Raw genomic sequence first — 18537 nt, forward strand, 5'->3', positions numbered from 1 at the left:
GCTCACGAACACGTCGCAGACCGTCGGCGCCCAGTTATCAGGTCGGCGACGCGTGAAACCATGAGCATCCTCGCGGAACTCTCACCGGCGTGATCGCAAAGAAATCGAGTGCGCGTCCGGTCGTCGAGATGGCATCGTCGGTACATGGCCATCCAGGACGAAGTCGTGATCCGGTCGGCGACACCCGCCGATGCTGACGCCATCAAGCTCCTGCTCGAGGTGAGTTTCGCGACGCGCACCTCACCGGAGGAAAACGAACACAGTCCGCGGCTGTTCCCGCTGGAGCAGGCGCTGGTCGCCGAGACGGGCGGCCGGGTCGTCGGGCACACCCAGTCCGCCACGATGACGGTCACCGTCCCCGGTGGCCACGAGGTCTCCGCGGCCGGGATCTCCGGCGTCGCCGTGGCGCCAACCCATCGACGCCGCGGCATCCTGCGCGCCATGTACACCGAGCAGCATCGGCGCACCGAGGCCGCCGGGCTGCCGCTGACCATATTCACCGCGAGCGAGGGCGGGATCTACGGACGCTTCGGCTACGGACCCGCTGTGGTCGAGAAGAGCATCCGGGTGAACCGGCGTGCGGCGGCGTTCCTGCCGTCGGCACCGGATCCGGGTGGGGTCGACGTGGTAGCGCTGCCCGCCGCCGGCGAGGCGATCCGGGCCGTCTACGACCGTTGGCGTCGCGTGGTCCCCGGTGCACAGGTGCGTCCCGATGCCGCCTGGGCGATTCGCTTCGGTGATCCCGAACGTTTCCGCGGCGGCGGCACCGACCTGTTCGTGCTGCTGCATCCCGACGGTTACGCGCTGTACCGCTATCGTCACGGCCCCGACGGTTCGGTGGTCGAGGTGGTCGAACTGCGCACTGTGACCACCGACGCCCACGCCGCGCTGTGGCGCGCCCTGCTCGGCCTGGATCTGGTGGATCGGATCGAGGCCGTGGTCACTGACGGCGACCCGCTCGAGTATCTGCTGACCGATCCGCGGCTCGTTCGGACCACCGGCCGTTACGACGGATTGTGGTTGCGGCTCATGGACGTTCCCGCCGCCCTGTCGGCGCGCTCCTATCACTCCGACCTGGACGTGGTGCTCGCGGTGCACGATCCCTTCCGCGAGGCGGGCGGCACCTTCGCGCTGCGGGTCCGTGACGGCGTCGCCGAATGCGCGCCGACCGACCGGGATGCCGAGCTGGAACTCGGGATCGACGTGCTCGGCAGCCTGTATCTGGGCGCACATCCGGCGCGCGGATTCGCCGCGGCGAACCGGCTGCGAACGAAGGATTCCGGCGTGGTGCGTGCCGTGGACCAGGCATTCGCCGCCGAACGTGATGCCGAACTCGGCTGGTTCTTCTGAGCAGGAGCACGCCAGGTGCCTCAGGGGGATGCAAACCCCGGTCGATCCTGGCATGCTCGAATCATGCAGGTGATCCGGCTCATCCTCAATATCCTCTGGCTGATCTTCGCCGGATTCTGGATGGCGGTCGGCTACCTGATCGCGGCGGTGATCTGCTTCATTCTCATCATCACCATCCCCTTCGGCGTCGCCGCACTGCGCAATGCCGCCTACGTACTGTGGCCGTTCGGACGCACCACCGTGGACAAGCCGGGCGCCGGTGCGGGCTCGCTGATCGGCAACATCATCTGGTTCGTGGTCGCGGGCTGGTGGCTGGCACTCGGCCATCTGCTCACCAGCATCCCGCTGTTCATCTCGATCATCGGCATTCCGTTCGGCTGGGCGAACCTGAAGCTGATCCCGCTCGCGCTGTTCCCGCTGGGCAAGGACATCGTGGATTCGGATCAGGCATTCGCCCCGAACTACCGCTATTCGTCCTGAGTTACCGGGCGTAGCCCGTCGTCAGACCGCGCATGGCCGGAGGGAATGCGGAGGTACGCCTTATAGCGAATGCGGAGGTACGCCTTATTCGGATTCGGCGACGATCTGCTTCATGATCGTGACCGCGCGCGACAGCACATCGAGCTGATCCGGGGTCAGGCTGGCGAGCTGGTCGGTCATCCATGCCTCACGGGCGCTGGCCTCATCGGCGATCAACGCACGGCCCGTCGCCGACAGCGACACGATGATCTGCCTGCCATCGGTCGGATGTGGTTTGCGTGCCACCAGACCGAGATCGGTGAGCGAGGCGATGACCCTGGTCATCGACGGCGGCTGCACCCGCTCCCTGGCGGCGAGAGCACCGGGGGTCATGGCACCGTCGCGGTGCAGGGTGGCCAGCACCGAGAGCTGGGTCAACGAGATCTGCGAATCGGTCCGTCGCCCGCGCAGATGCCGCGTCAAACGCACGACCGCCAGCGACAGCTCACCCGCGAGCTCCCGAACATCCGATGGCGTTGTCACAGTTGTGCACGATACGGGACAGTGCCCCGAGTTCATGCATGTTCGCCCGGTCCGCGTACCTCCGCATCAGCTGCTGCCATGCCCCCAGGCCGACAACCGACTTCGTCGTCGGCGTCCACTAATCTGGCAGCGTGACCCAGAAGGTTCCGCAGATCCCACCGCGACTCACCGATCCTCGGCCTGTCCTCGCGGTCGGCAGCGCGTTGTGGGCGCTGGCCACGGTGGTGGTGTTCCTGAGCGGAGACCGATGGGAGACGGCGCGGCCGGTCTGCCTGATGGGGCTTGCGGTCGGGTTGCTCGGGTACACGATCTTCTTCATTCAGCGGCGCGGTGCGCGCCGCGGCGACAAGGGTGCGCAGACCGGGCTCTGAGCTCGGCTCGATCGGGTCAGCGGATATCGAATTCGTCGCTGGTGCCGGTGATCGGTGTCAGTGATCCATCGGCACCGCGCCGATCGGCGAAATGCTGGAATCGGTACCGGCCGGGCGTCGCATCGCCCGGAATATCCCAGGTGAACCGGGCCACCGAGATGCCGGGACCGGGTGAGCTCCAATGGAACCGCACCGCCCATTCACCCTCGTTGGCCACCCGCTCCCAGCGGCCGGACCCCGTACGCCGCTGCACTTCGAGGAAGGTGCCGTTGCGGCGGGGATTGTGTTTCGGATGCGCCGAGACGAATTCGACTTCGGCGCGGGTCCCGAGTGCGCAGACGGACGCCGGCTGCACCAGCACGTCGCCGAAGCCCCGGCCCGGTGGAGTGACATCCGGTCCGGGTGCGGGAACGAAGTTCGGTTGCATGCCGGATACATCACGCGGCGCGGGGCCACGCGCGATCTGCTGACGGGCCGCGAAGGCCGTTGCCAGTCGGGTGAATTCCTGCTGGTAGGCGCACAGGGTGTAGCGGCCGTACAGCGTCGAGGCGCCCTCGTACTGCTGGGCGTCGTACTCCTCCGGCGTGGTCACGTATTCGTGATAGGCGTTGGCGTACCCCTGCATCAGTACCTGCCCGATGTCCACGCCGAGTGCCGCGGCGACCGCTCGGCGCACCCGCAGGCCGGACACAATGGTGAACTCACCACCCGCCGCCGCGAGATACAGCTCACCGATGCGGACCAGCTGGATCGGCAGCACATTCGGCACCCACGGCACCGGCGGCAACAGACCGAGCGGTGCGGCGATCGCCTTGGGCGCCTGCGCATCGGCGAGCCAGGCGGGCGCAGGTGCGTTCGGATCACCGACCGCGGACAGGAACGGGTTGGTGACGCCCTCCGGCACCGGCCCACCCGGCAGGCCAGGGCCGTCCTCGACACTGCCTGCGATGAGCGAAACACCCGCCGCGGCCGGCGAGGTGCGGCGTGGTCGGCCGTCCGGGGTGAAGTGGCCGTCGACGGCGATATCGGCCAGATCGATGTAACACAGCATTGCGTCGACCGGCCCGTCGATCGATGTCGCCGCCGACAGCGCGGACTTCGCGGCGCGGTATTGCCGATCACCGAGGATGCGGGTGTTGTCGAATTCGTTGTCTGTCGGCCCGGAACCTGGCCGCAGATTCAGATTCGGTGACATATCACCGGAATTGGTCTGCGCGAAGGCCGCGATGAAGTCGGCTTTGCCATCGAGATATCGCACACCGTGCTCGGTGTGTTCGAAGCTGAACGAGGCGTAACCCTTGTTGTCCGAGCTGATCAACCGGTTCTTGTTGGTCATCGAAGTGTTGTGTGTGGCGAACCAGGTGATGGCGCCGACCTCACGCCCACCCTTGCGCAGCGACAACACCGTGACCGCCGGGTCGATGGCATCCGGGAAGTGCCGCTTATCGGCTTCAGGATTGCGGTCGAAGGCGATTCGAGACCGGTTGACGCTGGCATCGTGCAGCTGTGCGCGCCCCAGCGCGAGCGAGCCGGGGCCCAGATCGGCATGCGCGGCGGCGATGGCCTCGACGATGCCCTGCACCTCGGCGTCGTAGACCTGCTGCTGGAATCCGAGAATGGACAGGTTGTAGGCGTAGTCGTGGGCGGAACCACCGCAGGTGGCGTGCGAATGCGTCGAGGTCAGCAGCACGTTCTGCTCGGTGTACAGATCGCCGAATCGGCTGGCGAGCTCGAGCACGACGCCGCGGTGCACGGATTGGAAGACCATGCCGTTGTCGGCGACAACGTAGACGATCCTGCGGCCACCGGCGGCGATGATGAACGCCCTTGCGCGCGGTCGCAGGTGAATGCCCGCGGTGGTCTGGTCCTGCTGGGAGTAGCCCATCATGCCGCACTCCGCGGCAGGACCGGTGATGTCGGACAGGCCCGCGCCGATCTCGTACTCGCCGGGCTCCGCGCCTGCCGATGCCGCGAACACACCCGACAGCCCGGGCACCGCCGCGAGTGCGGCCGAGCCCACCGCAGCCCGGGCGAGCATCGTCCTGCGCGTTACCGACATCACAGACTCCCTTCGATCAGATGGCAGCGAACCACACATCTGGACGATCGTCCAGTACCAAATTTCCGGGTCGGCGAATTGACTGTTCGCGTCGCGAGCGCTTAACTCGCTCACGTGTCCTCCCGATTGAGCGTCGAAGAACGACGGGCCCACCTTATCGAGGCCGCGATCGGCCTTGCCGAGAAAAAGGGTGTAGCGGGCGTGACCACGCGCGATGTCGCGCAAGCGGCAGGCGTGTCGCTAGGTGTGGTGCATTACTGTTTCGAAAACAAGGACGCGCTGATGACCGAGCTGGTCAAAGCGCTCTCGATGGAATTGCGCGATTCCGTCGACGCCAATGAAACGGTATGGCAGGACGCAGGAACCGGAAAAGCGGCCCTGCAATCTTTGGTACGTGCGGGTCTGGAACTCATGTGGCTCAACATCGAAGCCACACCGGAACGTCAGCTGCTCACCTACGAGACCACCACTTACGCGCTGCGCGAGGGCGAGCAGACGCCCGCGAAATTGGCGATCGCGCGAGAGCAGTACGCGTTCAACGATTCGACGGTCGCCGACATCCTCGACCACGCGCGCGACGCGACGTCGACGGAATGGTCGGTGCCGGTGCAGACCTTGTCGCGATTCACCCTGAGCGTGATCGATGGGATCGTGCTGCGCTGGCTGGTGGACAACGACAGCGAGAGTGTGCGCACGCAGCTGGACGTCCTCAGCGAGATGCTGAGCACCTACGCGAAATAACACGGTCGCCGCGACCGGATCAGGCCCGGGCCTGCGGGTTTCGGATATGCGTTGTCTCGCCCTCGCGCCACCACGGCACCGAAACCGTGTCCGCCACCGCACCGGCCAAGCGGACGCGCAGCTCGTCGTGCAGCACCAGATCGCCGGAGTCGTCGGGTAGCCGGAACAGTTGGCGCAGAACCACGCCCATCGGTTCGTTCGCCCAGGTACTCACCCGCCCGGTGCTGATCACCTCGGCCGTCACGACTTCGGAGACGAGCGGAAGATCCAGCAGGGTCGCCAGCGCAGGAGCCGACTCGACGGCGCCGGTGACAAGCCGCTCCGGCGGAATCGCCAGACCGAACCACGGTTGGTCCAGGACCATCGCGTCGGCCGGATCGACCGTCGCGCCGGACAGGGCTCGCACCAGGTCGGGCAGGGCGAGCTCGGTGAGGTCGAGATGCTCCTCGGCCGCCGCGAGCAGCGCGTGGGTGCGTGCCGTGACCTGCGGTGCCGGCGTTTTCGCCGGGTCCGCGAGCGCCGTAAGCAGTGCCGCGGCGAGGTCCGGTGTGATGGCCGCGGGGTCGGCAAGGACGGGACGTAGCGCATCGATCTCGTCGCGCGAGAATCCAGGGGCGGCGAATTCGGCGAGCAGGCCGGCGAACTCCGGTTCGTCCGGATGCCGCAACACCCCGAGTGGTGTGCCGTCGATCCGAGCGAACCTGCGCAACCACCAGGCGGTGTAACCGTTCGGGTCGGCCAGCAGCGGCCGGGTCCGCTCGCCTGCGGCCAGCTGGTGCAGGGCTCGGGACCAGGCGGTGTCGTCGACCAGATCGAGATCGCGGACGGCGATCAACTCGGGCGGGTCCTCGGACAGCCCCGCCCACCAGGCCTCTTCATCCGGGAGATCGTGATCGGGGCCGGTCGGATCGGTTTCGGTGACGATCGCGAAATCCCAACCGACGCCCACCGCCCGCAAGGCCTGGGCACCGTAACGATCGACCATCTCCCGGTCGACAGTGCCGAAGGGGGAATCGGCTGCCAAGACCTCGAACAACGGCGCACCGGGCAGCAGCAGCTCATCGGCGGGCAGCAATTCGCCCGCGTCGTCGGTCACTTCGACCAGACCCAGCCACGAGGGCAACGCCGCGGGATCGGCATGGGCGGCCAGTCGCAGCACCGCATCGACGGTGTCCGGTTCGCCGGGATTGTCCTCGAGTTCCGCCCGCAACCCCGGATCCGACAGCAGATCCGACACACTCGCCTGCCGTGCCCCGAGCCGCGACAGCAGCGGATGCGTGGCCTCCGGATGGATCAGTCGCGCCCAGTGCACCGGAATCGGCACCTGCAGTTCGTCATCGAGGACGGCGGTGCGCGGGCCGGTGACCAGACGCCCGTCGGCCAGCGGCACCGCGAGCGCGCCCAGCTCCTCCACCGCGAGCGGGTCGGTGACGTAGGGCTCGAGCGCCGCATACAGCTCGCGCCACCAGTGCGGCGAGCGTTGCAGCCCGGCCGACAATTCGGCCAGACGCGCCAGGCCGATTCGGTGTACGTCGAGGACCGACAGCGCCTCGGCGTGCGGGCCGCCCGAGAGTTCCGGAATCACCAGCGGACCGAGCACCTCGGCGAGCATGTGTGCCAATTCGGGGCTGAGACCAGGGAATACACTGGCCCGGGTCGGTAGGGCGACGGCATCGTCGGCTCCCCCATCCTTCCCGATTCGCTGGACCGGGAGCCAGGGGTGGGTTTGCATTTCGCGGACGATGGCTTCGCGGAGCAAGCCGTCGGCCTCGCTGCGGGCGAAACCAGGGACCGGCACCAAGATGAGGCGATCGCGCGGTGGTAGGGCGCACGCGAAATCGGCGTACCCCGAGACCAGTTCGGCCAGATGCGCGCCTGGGAGCAGTCGGCGGCGGTCGGGCTGCATCGGGACGTCCGCGATGAGCAGGGCGGGCAGTGACAGTTCCTCGTCGGAGCGGGTAGGCGCGCGCAAGACATCCTGTGCCGCGCGCACCGGCCTACCGTCGCGGATCGGTAGCAGCCACCTCGCGCGGGGCGTTCGATACTGCCACCAGCGCTGGTCCACATCCGGGCCGGTGATCCGCAACTCCTCCACACCTGCGTCGGTCGAGGTGCTTGCCGCACTGGTGAATTCGTCATCACCGACTCGGATAGTGTGCAGCGCGGGTAGCTCGAGCAAGAGGTCGGCGGCCTCGTCCCGCATGGCCGCGAGCAAGCCCTCGGCGTCGATATCGTCGCGCAAACGCAACACGATCTCGGAATCGGTCCCGGGCGCCGGCACCGTCGAGCCCGGCCAAACCAAGCGCAGCGCGGGTGGCCTCGATTCCTCGGCAGACGGGCTACCCGGAAGGTGGATTCCGGACTGCCGCAAAGCTTCCCGAGTGCGGTCTCGGGAGAACCGCACTGATCCAGTGGTCGAACGGAGTTCGATCTCATCGCTGACCGTCAGCACCGCGGTGAAGCCGACGCCGAAGCGCCCGACGGTGGCGGCGGGATCGGACTTACCCGACGCGCGCAGGGCCGTCAGCGCATGTACGCCGGAAAGATCCAGCGGCGCACCGGTATTCGATACATGCAGAGTGCGGCCGTCGAGCCATACCGCGACCCGCCCCTGTGTTCCGGCTTTCGCAGCGGCATCGGCGGCGTTCTGCGCCAGCTCGGTCAGCAGCCGATCCCGATACCCGGCACGCACCAGATCAGCCTCGGTGGCCGCATCCTCACGCAACCGCGTCGGCGAATCCCGCCACGCGGCAAGCACACCTGAGCGCAGAACCGCCGTATCGAACGGGTCGTCGCCCCCAGGCGCGCTCAGCTCTGCGCCGATGATCCTGGCTCCGCCTTGGCGTCCGTCTCCGCCGCGGAATCAGTGTCAGCGATCTGCTCGGCACTCGCGGTGGTCGTCACATCGGATTCGGTCGCAGTGCCGTTCGAACCGGATTCGGGAGCCGAGTGGGTGGACTGGTCCGACGACTCGGAGTCGATGGTGTCCTTGGCCGCGTCCGGCTTCGCCGTCTCGGCAGCCGGCTGAGCGATCTCATCACCCGGCGTCAGCGGGGTGATTTCCGGCTGAGCGTCGTGTGCCGCGACCGGGCCCGGTGAGTCCCCGGCCTCGGCCAGCGCGGAATCGGCGATATCGGAACCCGCGATTGCGTCGATATGGTCGGTGATCGCCGCCTCGGTGATGTGGCTCGACTCGATTACCGTCGCACCGCTCAGCACGGACTCCGCGGTGACCTGTACGGCCGGAGCCTCGCCGGCATCGACATCGGAGGAGGCGACTTCCACGCTTTCCGCCGCGACCCCGTCGGTCACTGGCGCAGCGACAGCGTCACCGTTGGCACCACTCGTTTTCGACCCACCCCGCGGCGATTCCACCGCAACGATATCGAACGCCGCATCGTCGTACGCCTCGTACAACGGCGAACCGGCGCCGGTGGGAACGGTGACGTCGGAGTGGGCACCGCATCCGTACTCGGTGTGCACGACGTGACCGTCGGCCCCCATGGCGTTACCGCAGACACCGAACGCGGCCCGCAGGGCGCCGGACAGCGGGAGGTAGAAACCGCAGCGGCCACAGGTGGACGGCGCGGCCTTGGCCATCTCGGTGTCGGGCCCGAACTCGGTGTACCAGCGCTGGGCGGCCTCTTCGCGGCCTTCGAGGCTGAGTACCTGGGTGCGGCCGAGACCGACCTGATAGGCGACGTCGTCGACCTCGGGGTCACCGGTGGCGGTGTAGCCGGGCGCCAGCCGGGGGTCCCCCGGCGGCGGGGCCAGCAGATCGCCTGGCGCCAGATCGCCGGGCCGGATGCGCTGGTCCCATGGCACGAAGTCGGGCGCGATCAACGCGTCCGGTCCTGGCAGCAGCGCCGACTCGCTGACGGTCGGATGGTCCGCGCCCGGCGGCGCCGCCACCACGACCGCCCACTGCCAGCCGCGATAGCCGGGCAGCGTGGCCTCGAAGCGATGCGTCGCGGCGTTGTCGTCGTCCTCGGCGGACACACCAAGATGCGTACCGACCCCGGATGGCTCCAGCTCGAGGAGCGCACGACGGGCAAGCTCGACGGCGTCGGCCAGGATCGGCCGCACGCCGGAGTCCGAAACAGAAACTGCGCTCACGGCCTACATTTTGCCGTATGGAGACCGATCGGCGTTCGCTGGCCGTCGCTGCCCTGCTCTGCCTGCTCACCGCGACGGGCTGCGCGGGCGCCGACGACCCGGCCGAGAACGCGCCACACCTGGTCGTGGAGGTCGTAGGCACGTCGCCACACGACACGCAGGCCTTCACCCAGGGCCTGCAGATCACCGACGGAGTGCTCTACGAGAGCACCGGCATGCCGGGCGAGTCGGGTGTGCGCGCCACCGACCGCGCGACCGGCGCCGAACTCGCCACCGTGCAGCTGCCGCAGCCGATGTTCGGCGAGGGCATCGCCACGGCAGGCGACACGCTCTGGCAACTCACCTGGAAGGACGGCATCGCCTTCGCCCGCGACACGATGACCCTGGCAGAACGCGGGCAGGTCTCCTACGAGGGCGAGGGCTGGGGTCTGTGCGCCCAGGCCGGGCGCCTGGTGATGAGCGACGGTTCGGCCACCCTCACCTTCCGCGATCCGATCACTTTCGCACCCGCAGGCTCGGTCGAGCTGACGGGCCGCAACTCGGCGCGCCTGAACGAGCTGGACTGCGCGACCGACGGATCGGTCTACGCCAACAACTGGCCAACCGACGAGATCCTGCGTATCGACCCCAACACCGGCGACGTCCTCGCTGTGATCGATGCCTCCGGCCTGCTCTCCCCCGGCGAGCGCGCGGGCGCCGACGTCCTCAACGGCATCACCCAGATCCCCGGCACCGACCGCTTCCTGCTCACCGGCAAGTACTGGCCCACCATGTTCGAGGTCCGCTTCGTGCCCTCCTGATACGCGAACCGCGTCACTTTCGGCGAAATCGACGGAGAGTGCGTGAACCCCACGCACGGTTGTGGGCCAGAATTGAGGTTGTGAATACTCCCAGCGATCCCCCCGGTCCCGATCGCGGGCGGTGGGACGGCGAAGAGTACCCACCGAACGAGCGGCACCCCGGCTTCGACCGGTACCCACCGCCGAACGCACCGCGGCGACGTCGCCCGCTGCCTCCGCTACCGCCGGACCATCCGGGCACCGTCCCGCCGCCGACCCGGCCGCTGACCGAAGTCGGCCGCGATGCCGAGCGTGACAACGACCGCGGATCGGGCAAACGATTCACGCGGTCGATGCGCAAGGACGCACACGAACAACCGCGCCGCGACGACGACCGCCGTACGGAGCAGGCACCGGCCGACGATGCCGGACGTGTCGACGACCGCCGTGTCCCGCGCAAGCTCACCGTCACCAGGGTCGCGGCGCTACGCGGCAAGGAGCTCACCGAGAAGGGGTTCGCCACCTTCCAGCGCGCGGCCAAGGCCGATGGCGCCGACAAATCCGGCCTGACCGCGTTGACCTACGCGACCATGACGAACTTCGCCCTGGACGCCGCGATCGCAGTCGCACTGGCCAACACCTTGTTCTTCGCCAGCGCGACCGCCGAGAGCAAAACCAAGGTGGCGCTGTATCTGCTGATCACCATCGCACCGTTCGCGGTGATCGCGCCGCTGATCGGGCCAATGCTCGACCGTCTGCAGCGGGGGCGCAGGCTCGCGCTTGCGTCCTCGTTCGCGGTGCGGGCGGTGCTGGCGGTGGTGCTCATAGTCGACTTCGACACCTGGGCCTTGTATCCGCTGGCGCTCTGCATGATGGTGCTGAGCAAATCGTTTGCCGTGCTGAAGAGCGCGGTGACGCCACGCGTGCTACCACCAGGGATAGACCTGGTCCGGACCAATTCGCGATTGACGGTGTTCGGCCTGGTCGGCGGGACGATCGGAGCCGGCGCGATCGCGGCGATCGCGGCCGCAGCGTTCGGCTCGACGGGTGCGCTGGTGCTCGCGGTCGTCATCGCCTGCGCGGGCACCTACCTGAGCCTGCACATTCCGCGCTGGGTCGAGATCACCGAGGGCGAAGTGCCCGCCACCCTCAGCTATCACAGCGACGACCCCGCCACCGAGGTCATCCCCTCGGGCAAGAAGTCCGCGGTGCCGGCACGCAAACGCCGTCAGCCGCTTGGCCGCTCGGTGGTCACCGGCCTGTGGGGCAACAGCACCATCCGGGTGCTGACCGGATTCCTCACCTTCTATGTGGCGTTCGTCGCCAAGGCCACCGAGCACCGTCCGGTGCAGCAGGCCGCCATGCTCGGGGTGGTCGGCGCGGCCGCCGCGATCGGCAACTTCGCCGGTAACGCCAGTGGTGCGCGGATCAAACTGGGCAGGCCGTCGTTGATCGTGGTCAACTGCACCGCCGCATGCGCACTGGTCGCGCTGTTCGCGATTTTCGCCGACAACCTGCTCGGCGCGGCGCTGGCCGCCCTGGTCGCCGCCTGCGCCAGCGCCCTGGCGAAGGTGTCGCTCGACGCCGCGATCCAGGACGATCTGCCGCCGGAGTCGATCGCGTCCGGATTCGGACGCTCGGAGACGGTGCTGCAGCTGAGCTGGGTGGCGGGTGGCGCGGCCGGCGTGCTGCTGCCGACCGACTACTGGAAGGGTTTCGCGGTGGTGTCGGTGATCTTGGTGGCCGGCCTGGTCCAGACTGTGGTGAGTTATCGCGGCCATTCGCTGCTGCCCGGACTGGGCGGCAACCGGCCGCAGCACGCCGAACAGGTGGTGCCCGCACCGTCATCGGACACCACCGCCCGCATACCCGGCACCGCCCGACGCCACGGCGAGACCGCCGATATCAAACGAGGGGATCCCATCCGGTGAGCAAACTCAACGCCCGCACCATTGTCGCGCTGTTAACCGCAGGCGTGTTGCTGCTGTCGACAGCCTTCGTCGGTGTGCTGACGGTGCTCGTCCAGAACGCCGACGAGCACGATCCGGAGATCACCGCCTACGCGCACGGTCGCACGGTCACCGTGGCACCGTTCATGTACTGCACGGTCCGGATGGAGGATTGCCGCTACGGCCGGACCGTCAGCCTCGAGGTGCCACCTGGCTACCCGCTGCAGCTGTCGCTACCCAGCGAGATCGCCGATGCACCGTGGCTGATTCAGCAGGTGTACGCGCTGCCCTCCGGCGAGGAGATCGCCAAGGTGAGCAGGCACACCGATTTCCCGGATGGGGTGCGCGCCATCACCGTCGAGTCGCAGCCGGAGCCGGACCTGCGCCTGGTTGGCGTAGAGATGCAGCTGCCGATCCTGGCGCGGGACGAGACCGGCGCGGAGTTCTACGTACCGCACGCGGCCTGGTCGATCAGCACCGCCGAATAGTCACGACAGCAGAAACGGTCGTAGGCATCGCGTGATGCCTACGACCGTTGCGCTTTTCGACCTGGTACGCGCCGCTCAGTGATCGAGCTCGCGAGCGACGGCCCGCACCACCTCGGAGATCCGCTGCGCGGTCTTGCGATCCGGATACTTGCCCTTGCGCAGGTCCGGCTGCACGGTGGCCTCGAGCAAGGTGATCATGTCCTCGACCATGCCGTGCAGTTCGTCGGGCGAATGCCTGCGTGCGGCGGGCTCCTTGCGTCCCGCGCGCTCCTGACCCTGACGGACCGACGGCGGTGCCTCGAGCAGCTTCAGGCTCAGCGCCTGCGGCCCGCGACGGCCTGCGGCCATCCCGAACTCCACGCGCTGACCCGGCTTGAGGGTTTCGATGCCCTGGGGCAGCGCGGACGAGCGGACATAGACGTCCTCACCCTCGTCCTGGGAAAGGAAGCCGAAGCCCTTTTCGACGTCGTACCACTTCACCCTGCCGGTCGGCACTGCGCTCACCCGTTCATCATTCGAAACCCGGACCCTTGCGGCCCGGGCGGATCCGTATGCGAAGCACCTGCGCGGCGGCGCCGCGATCAGGCCTTGCCCTTTGTGCGAAAGAACGCGCCCCACAGGTATGCAGGACGCGCATTGCCGTCGAGTCTACCCCGGTGCCGACCGTGCAAGCACATCAGTTTTACGGTGCAGCTGTGACGAACACTCCCCCGCAACCGCCTTCGGGCGGATCGCCGCGCCGTTCCGGAGACTGGTTACTGCAGCTCGCGCTCGGTGCCTTCGCGGTCGGGTTGCTGGCGATCGTCGCCATTTTCTTGACGCCGATCCTCACCGACGGGAAGCCGGGGCTGTGGCTGTACCTGCTGGCGATGCTCACTCCGGTCGGATTCGTCTTGGCGCTGGTGTTCACACTGCGCTCCGGGCGACGAGCCAAGTGACGTAAACCGGTTACCCCGGGCGTTTGTTACCGAACCCGACTTGTGATCCTCGTCACATAACGGCCAGATAACAGAACGTTCTTGCAGCCGTCGCGACCATCCCGCACCCCGCCTAGCTGCACAGAGGCGTCTATGCCCACTCGAGACCGCTCCGAGACCACCGCGTACACGCCGGTTACCAAATGGTGATTTTTCGCGAGGATCGTCGTACCGTCTTACCCAGCCGGGACACCCGGCAACCAACCACCGGCCCGCCGCACCGAACCTCACCCCGCGGGTACCGGACCCCCGACGGAATTGAGGGGTGAGGGCGGGACGGACGACCTCTCAGTCCGGACCCGAGCGAGAGCCTCGCAGGTGCGTACGAGAGGAAGACGAACCCGATATGAGTGGACGCCATCGCAAGCCAACCTCCACCGGGCGCACCGTAGCCAAGGTCGCCGTCACCGGCGCCATCATGGGCACCGCAGGTGTGGCCCTCGCCGGAAACGCCAGCGCGGCACCCGACTCCGACTGGGATCGACTCGCGCAGTGTGAGGCCGGGGGTAACTGGGCGATCAACACCGGCAACGGTTACCAAGGCGGACTTCAGTTCTCCCCGAGCACCTGGAACGCTCACGGTGGTGGCGAATACGCCGCGACCGCGAACCAGGCCAGCCGCGAACAGCAGATCGCGGTCGCCGAGAAGGTGCTCGCCTCCCAGGGCTGGGGCGCGTGGCCGTCCTGCTCTGCCTCGCTCGGCCTGAGCAGTGGAGCCACCCCCCGTTCGGCTCCCGCCGAAGCCGAGAGCCCCCGCTGGCAGCCGGCCGCGCCGCAGCAGCAGGCCGCCGACAGCAGCCAGCAGGTGTTCGACGCCGTGGACCGCGCCATCGCGGTTGTGCAGGCGCAGGGCGTCCAGGTGCCGCAGCAGGCGCTGGACGTGTTCAACGCCGCCAAGGCCAACGGCACCAAGCTCGACCCTGCCGTCGTGAACTTCTTCGAGTCGAACCAGGGTCTGCTCCCCTCCTGACTCGAGTCGCACAACGATTGTGGCCCCGCATCCCATCGGATGCGGGGCCACAGTCGTTTTCGCGTGGGATGTGGTGGAGTTCTACTGCTCGTCGGCACCGGCCACACCGAATCAGCCCAGCCGCACCGAATCAGCTCCAGACACGCCGAATCCGTCCGCGGACATGCGTCAACGCGGACGGAGGGTCGAGAGCATCGCCGAATGCGATGAACTATCGAAGGCGACGGCCTTCATGGCGCCAACGGTCCGCGACGACGGTCTGCGGCCGGGGCGACGGCTCAGCGGTTGATAACGGTGTTCGGGTGCACGTAGGGCAGCTGATCGGCGGCCACCGGGAACTCGGTGTCCTCACCGAACGGCGACAGGTTGCCCGAGCGCGAGGACGACAGTTCGGTCACCGCATGCTCACCGTCGGCCACCTGCGGCCAGCCGTTGTCGACATAGGGCTTCTTCGATTTGTTCACCACGCGCCCATTCTGGCATGTGGTCGGCGCGAAGCGGCACATGGTCGGCACGAATCCACGGTGCGGGCGTGCGGCGCCTGCTCCGGCGGCACGCGGGCGCACATCGTAGGCTGAATCCGATGACCGGTACCGACTCTTTGGCCGACTGGCTCGGCGCCCGCGGCGATGCCGAGCTGGTTGCGCTGCTCGAGCTGCGACCCGATCTTGCGGTGCCGCTGCCGTCGTCGATGACGGTGCTCGCCGCCCGCGCCGAACAGCGCGCCTCGGTGCTGCGCTCCGCCGACGACCTCGACACCCTCGAATTCGCCATCGTGGAAATCCTCGCCGTGCGAGCAGCGTCGGCGCACGAGCCGTTGACGCGCCGTGAGTTGAAGAAGACGCTGCGCGATCGAGTCAAGGCTGCCCCGGTCGACGCCGCGGTGAAGCGTTTGACCGATCGTGCGCTGGTCTGGCTCGACGGCGACGCGCTACGTCTGGTTCCGACCGCCGCGGAAGCGCTTCCGTGGCCGATGGGCAGCACCACCGAGCTGCCGGATGCGCTCACCGAGCCGGAAGTAGCGGCCGAGCTGGCCGAGATCTCCCTCACCGAACGGGCTTTGCTGGACAAACTGGCCGCGACCGGCCCGCGCGGGCGCACCAAAGATGCCGCACCCGGCACGCCCGCCGATCGACCGGTGCAGCAACTGCTGAGCCGGCGGCTGCTACGTCCGCTGGACGAGGAGACCGTCGAGCTACCCCTCACCGTCGCCCAGGTGCTGCGCGGCGAACCCGTCACCGATCCGCACGCACTCACCCCACCGCAACCGACCACCTCCGGATATTCCCCGGCCGAGGTGAACGCAGTGGCCGCCGGCGAGGTCGGCGAACTGCTGCGCCATTGTGCGAGTGTGTTGGAAGTCCTCGGACAGGCACCCGCGCCTGCCCTGCGGGCGGGTGGGCTCGGCGTGCGGGAGACTCGGCGGATCGCCAAGCACGCGGGCACCGACGAACAGCGCACCGGTCTGCTGATCGAGCTGCTGTCCGGTGCCAAGCTGATCGATCGTGGTCTGCCGGACCCGCCACCCGATGTCGACAGCACCGACGACTTCTGGGCACCCACCCCTGCCGCGGACTCCTGGCTGGAAGCTCCGCCGGCCCGGCGCTGGGTAACGCTGGCGCAGGCCTGGCTGGAATCGGATCGGGTGCCGTGGATGATCGGCATGCGCGATGCCAACGACAAACCCCTTGCGGCCCTCACGCATGAGCTGCGCACCCCGCACGCCATGCGCGACCGGCGGGCGATGCTGCTTGCACTGGCCGAACAGCAGGCAGGCACCGCGCTCGAACCGGCCGACGCCGCGCGGATGCTGGCCTGGCGAGCCCCACGCTGGCGCAGGCATTTCCGGGTCGAAGCGGTAGAACGCACCTATGCGGAAGCGGCGGCGCTCGGCGTCATCGGCCGCGGCGCGCTGAGCGCTCCGGGGCGGGCGTTGCTTGCCGAGGAGCCGAACAGCGTCAGCGAGGCCGAGGCGGCCATGGAGCAGGCGCTGCCGGATCCGGTGGATCATGTGCTGGTACAGGCGGATCTGACGGTCATCGCACCCGGTCCGCTGACCGCGGAGTTGCAGAGCCGGATCGCGCTCGTCGCCGATGTCGAATCGGCGGGCGCCGCCACCGTCTACCGGATCAGCGAGACATCGGTGCGGCGGGCGCTCGACGCCGGACTCACCGCCGCCGAATTGCATGCGCTGTTCGCCCGCCATTCGCGCACCCCGATACCGCAGGCGCTGACCTATCTGATCGATGATGTGGCGCGACGGCACGGCCAGCTACGGGCCGGGATGGCGCAGTCGTTCGTGCGCAGTGACGATCCGGCGCTGCTGACCCAGGTCCTCACCGCTCCGGTCGCGGCCGAACTGGCCTTGCGCGCGATCGCACCGACGGTCGCGATCTCGCAGGCCCCGCTGGGCGAGCTGCTCGATCGGCTGCGTGCGGCGGGTTTCGCACCGGCCGGGGAGGATTCGGCAGGCGTGATCGTGGATTTGCGGCGGCGCGGCGCCCGGATCGCGGTCCGGCCGAACGCCAGACACGCGTATCGGCCGGTGCCGCCGAGCACCGAGCAACTGGAACTGCTGGTGCGGGAACTGCGGGCCGGTGAGCGGGCGGCCAGCGCCCGGTCGGCGCAGGCGGTGCGCACCGACGGCACCCGCACCGGAACCGCCGCGACGCTCGCGCTGCTGCAATTGGCAGCGCGCGGGCGCCGGGCGGTGAATATCGGTTACGTCGACGCGCAGGGCACGGCCATCCAACGGGTGGTGGAACCGCTGCGCATCGGCAACGGTCAGCTCGACGCGGTGGATCCGGTGACCGGCGCGGTCCGGCATTTCACTTTGCACCGGATCGCGTCGGTCGCCCTGCTGGAATAGCAGCCCTGCGGGAACAGGCGCTGATCAGGCCTTGGGATCGCCGAGGCAGAAGGTGGTCTTGGGATCGGCCACCGTGATGAACTTATTGGCCTCGGCGCCGCACAGCAGCTCATCGGCCTGCCCATCGATCCGCTGGATCACCCGGAAGCTGGCGTCGGTAGAAGCGCAGTCGGCGAAGCTATAGCCGGAGAGCATGCTGTCCGCGTAGCAGCTGTCCTGCTTGAAATTGGGCGCCAGGCACAGGAACGCGGTGGTCCCGCCGTTGAGGGTTTCCTCGTAGGAGGTGTAATCCTCCGCGCATTCAGTCTTGGTCTCGTGGGTCTGGACCACCTTGTAGACGGCCTTCTCCGATGAGCAGTCGACCGGCTCGGTCTCGGAATCGACCGCCGAGCTGCTGATGACGTTGATGCATTCGCCGACCTCGGACTTCGCCGTGTCGGACTTGCCCGCGTCTTCGAACATCGAACATCCGGTCACCGCAACCGCCAGCGCGACCGCTGCGACGAAGGCGAGCATGATGCGCGCCAGCAGCCGCGTTCCTGGGAACTTCACGTGAAAACCTCTCTCACCGAAGCGTTCACTGAATCATGAACGCGCGGGTGAGGATACCCGCACGATCATCACGGCCGCATCTGGTCGGAGTGCGGAGCCCGCTCGTCAGTAGATGCTGGACATGCCGAGCATGGACAGCGCGAGAATGCTCGGGAGCAGTCGACCGAGCATCTGGAAACCGAAATAATTCATCGATAGTGCCTTCCACATTCCGCCCACATGATGGACGTACGTCCAGTCCAAGCACTCTGTCGGTGCCGGACGGCGCGTTGTTACGCCCCATGAGTATGGCCGCCGACGGCTGACACCGCGAC

The 18537-nt window shown here is 67.9% G+C and carries 16 protein-coding genes and 1 pseudogene; 10 read left to right on the plus strand and 7 right to left on the minus strand.

Annotated features, from left to right (window positions below; all coding sequences use genetic code 11):
• Window positions 1-144: 144 nt before the first annotated feature.
• Together GV792_RS10020 and GV792_RS10025 are read left to right on the plus strand one after the other, a co-directional pair.
• Entirely contained in the window at window positions 145-1350 is a 1206-nt protein-coding gene (locus GV792_RS10020) for a GNAT family N-acetyltransferase (RefSeq protein ID WP_163823761.1), read from the plus strand.
• A 63-nt stretch (window positions 1351-1413) separates the two neighbouring features.
• Window positions 1414-1830, plus strand: coding sequence for a YccF domain-containing protein (locus tag GV792_RS10025; protein ID WP_163823762.1), 417 nt, complete (start codon window positions 1414-1416; stop codon window positions 1828-1830).
• Window positions 1831-1914: 84 nt separating this feature from the next.
• Here GV792_RS10025 and GV792_RS10030 read toward each other — a convergent pair whose 3' ends face one another.
• Window positions 1915-2352 carry a MarR family winged helix-turn-helix transcriptional regulator gene (locus tag GV792_RS10030; RefSeq protein ID WP_309139094.1) on the minus strand — a complete coding sequence of 146 codons (438 nt, stop codon included), beginning with the start codon at window positions 2350-2352 and terminating at the stop codon, window positions 1915-1917.
• A 131-nt stretch (window positions 2353-2483) separates the two neighbouring features.
• On the opposite strand from GV792_RS10030, the gene GV792_RS10035 reads away from it, so the two are divergent.
• Window positions 2484-2723 carry a DUF2530 domain-containing protein gene (locus GV792_RS10035; RefSeq protein ID WP_163823764.1) on the plus strand — a complete coding sequence of 80 codons (240 nt, stop codon included), beginning with the start codon at window positions 2484-2486 and terminating at the stop codon, window positions 2721-2723.
• A gap of 16 nt (window positions 2724-2739) precedes the next feature.
• Here GV792_RS10035 and GV792_RS10040 read toward each other — a convergent pair whose 3' ends face one another.
• Window positions 2740-4782: a neutral/alkaline ceramidase gene (locus tag GV792_RS10040; protein ID WP_163823765.1), complete on the minus strand. Its 2043-nt coding sequence runs from the start codon at window positions 4780-4782 to the stop codon at window positions 2740-2742.
• Between the two features lie 114 nt (window positions 4783-4896).
• Between GV792_RS10040 and GV792_RS10045 the strand changes: the two genes are divergently transcribed.
• Window positions 4897-5523, plus strand: a complete 627-nt coding sequence (locus GV792_RS10045) for a TetR/AcrR family transcriptional regulator (RefSeq protein WP_309138643.1) — start codon at window positions 4897-4899, stop codon at window positions 5521-5523.
• 19 nt (window positions 5524-5542) lie between these two features.
• Here GV792_RS10045 and GV792_RS10050 read toward each other — a convergent pair whose 3' ends face one another.
• Window positions 5543-8281: a sacsin N-terminal ATP-binding-like domain-containing protein gene (locus GV792_RS10050; protein ID WP_163823766.1), complete on the minus strand. Its 2739-nt coding sequence runs from the start codon at window positions 8279-8281 to the stop codon at window positions 5543-5545.
• A gap of 620 nt (window positions 8282-8901) precedes the next feature.
• A pseudogene (locus GV792_RS30065) lies at window positions 8902-9639 on the minus strand (DUF3027 domain-containing protein); the annotation flags it as partial.
• A gap of 17 nt (window positions 9640-9656) precedes the next feature.
• On the opposite strand from GV792_RS30065, the gene GV792_RS10060 reads away from it, so the two are divergent.
• From GV792_RS10060 to GV792_RS10070, 3 genes are all read left to right on the plus strand, one after another.
• On the plus strand, window positions 9657-10439 hold the full coding sequence (locus tag GV792_RS10060; RefSeq protein WP_163823767.1) for a glutaminyl-peptide cyclotransferase: 783 nt from the start codon (window positions 9657-9659) through the stop codon (window positions 10437-10439).
• Between the two features lie 80 nt (window positions 10440-10519).
• Window positions 10520-12349: an MFS transporter gene (locus tag GV792_RS10065; RefSeq protein WP_163823768.1), complete on the plus strand. Its 1830-nt coding sequence runs from the start codon at window positions 10520-10522 to the stop codon at window positions 12347-12349.
• A complete protein-coding gene (locus tag GV792_RS10070; RefSeq protein WP_163823769.1) occupies window positions 12346-12855 on the plus strand; it encodes a DUF2771 domain-containing protein in 510 nt (169 codons plus the stop codon). Before GV792_RS10065 ends, GV792_RS10070 begins: the two co-directional genes overlap by 4 nt.
• A gap of 75 nt (window positions 12856-12930) precedes the next feature.
• On the opposite strand, the gene GV792_RS10075 is transcribed toward GV792_RS10070, so the two are convergent.
• Window positions 12931-13350 (minus strand): cold-shock protein, encoded by a 420-nt coding sequence (locus GV792_RS10075; RefSeq protein WP_175583157.1) that lies wholly within the window; start codon window positions 13348-13350, stop codon window positions 12931-12933.
• 200 nt (window positions 13351-13550) lie between these two features.
• Between GV792_RS10075 and GV792_RS10080 the strand changes: the two genes are divergently transcribed.
• Window positions 13551-13793: a hypothetical protein gene (locus tag GV792_RS10080; protein ID WP_163823771.1), complete on the plus strand. Its 243-nt coding sequence runs from the start codon at window positions 13551-13553 to the stop codon at window positions 13791-13793.
• Window positions 13794-14178: 385 nt separating this feature from the next.
• Window positions 14179-14802 (plus strand): transglycosylase family protein, encoded by a 624-nt coding sequence (locus tag GV792_RS10085; protein WP_163823772.1) that lies wholly within the window; start codon window positions 14179-14181, stop codon window positions 14800-14802.
• Between the two features lie 278 nt (window positions 14803-15080).
• Here GV792_RS10085 and GV792_RS10090 read toward each other — a convergent pair whose 3' ends face one another.
• Window positions 15081-15269 carry a hypothetical protein gene (locus GV792_RS10090; protein ID WP_163823773.1) on the minus strand — a complete coding sequence of 63 codons (189 nt, stop codon included), beginning with the start codon at window positions 15267-15269 and terminating at the stop codon, window positions 15081-15083.
• Window positions 15270-15385: 116 nt separating this feature from the next.
• On the opposite strand from GV792_RS10090, the gene GV792_RS10095 reads away from it, so the two are divergent.
• Complete coding sequence (locus GV792_RS10095) at window positions 15386-17671, plus strand: helicase-associated domain-containing protein (protein ID WP_163823774.1); 2286 nt, start codon at window positions 15386-15388, stop codon at window positions 17669-17671.
• A 24-nt stretch (window positions 17672-17695) separates the two neighbouring features.
• Here GV792_RS10095 and GV792_RS10100 read toward each other — a convergent pair whose 3' ends face one another.
• Window positions 17696-18223 carry an LppU/SCO3897 family protein gene (locus GV792_RS10100; RefSeq protein WP_163823775.1) on the minus strand — a complete coding sequence of 176 codons (528 nt, stop codon included), beginning with the start codon at window positions 18221-18223 and terminating at the stop codon, window positions 17696-17698.
• Between the last annotated feature and the right edge of the window lie 314 nt (window positions 18224-18537).

Source organism: Nocardia cyriacigeorgica, assembly GCF_010868145.1.
Taxonomy (GTDB): Bacteria; Actinomycetota; Actinomycetes; order Mycobacteriales; family Mycobacteriaceae; genus Nocardia; species Nocardia cyriacigeorgica_D.

Bases quoted from the DNA above. Each gene is read 5' to 3' on its own strand.
- GV792_RS10085 (WP_163823772.1), top strand. From the start codon at position 14,179: ATGAGTGGACGCCATCGCAAGCCAACCTCCACCGGGCGCACCGTAGCC.
- GV792_RS10020 (WP_163823761.1), top strand. From the start codon at position 145: ATGGCCATCCAGGACGAAGTCGTGATCCGGTCGGCGACACCCGCCGAT.
- GV792_RS10060 (WP_163823767.1), top strand. From the start codon at position 9,657: ATGGAGACCGATCGGCGTTCGCTGGCCGTCGCTGCCCTGCTCTGCCTG.
- GV792_RS10095 (WP_163823774.1), top strand. From the start codon at position 15,386: ATGACCGGTACCGACTCTTTGGCCGACTGGCTCGGCGCCCGCGGCGAT.
- GV792_RS10025 (WP_163823762.1), top strand. From the start codon at position 1,414: ATGCAGGTGATCCGGCTCATCCTCAATATCCTCTGGCTGATCTTCGCC.
- GV792_RS10040 (WP_163823765.1), bottom strand. From the start codon at position 4,782: ATGTCGGTAACGCGCAGGACGATGCTCGCCCGGGCTGCGGTGGGCTCG.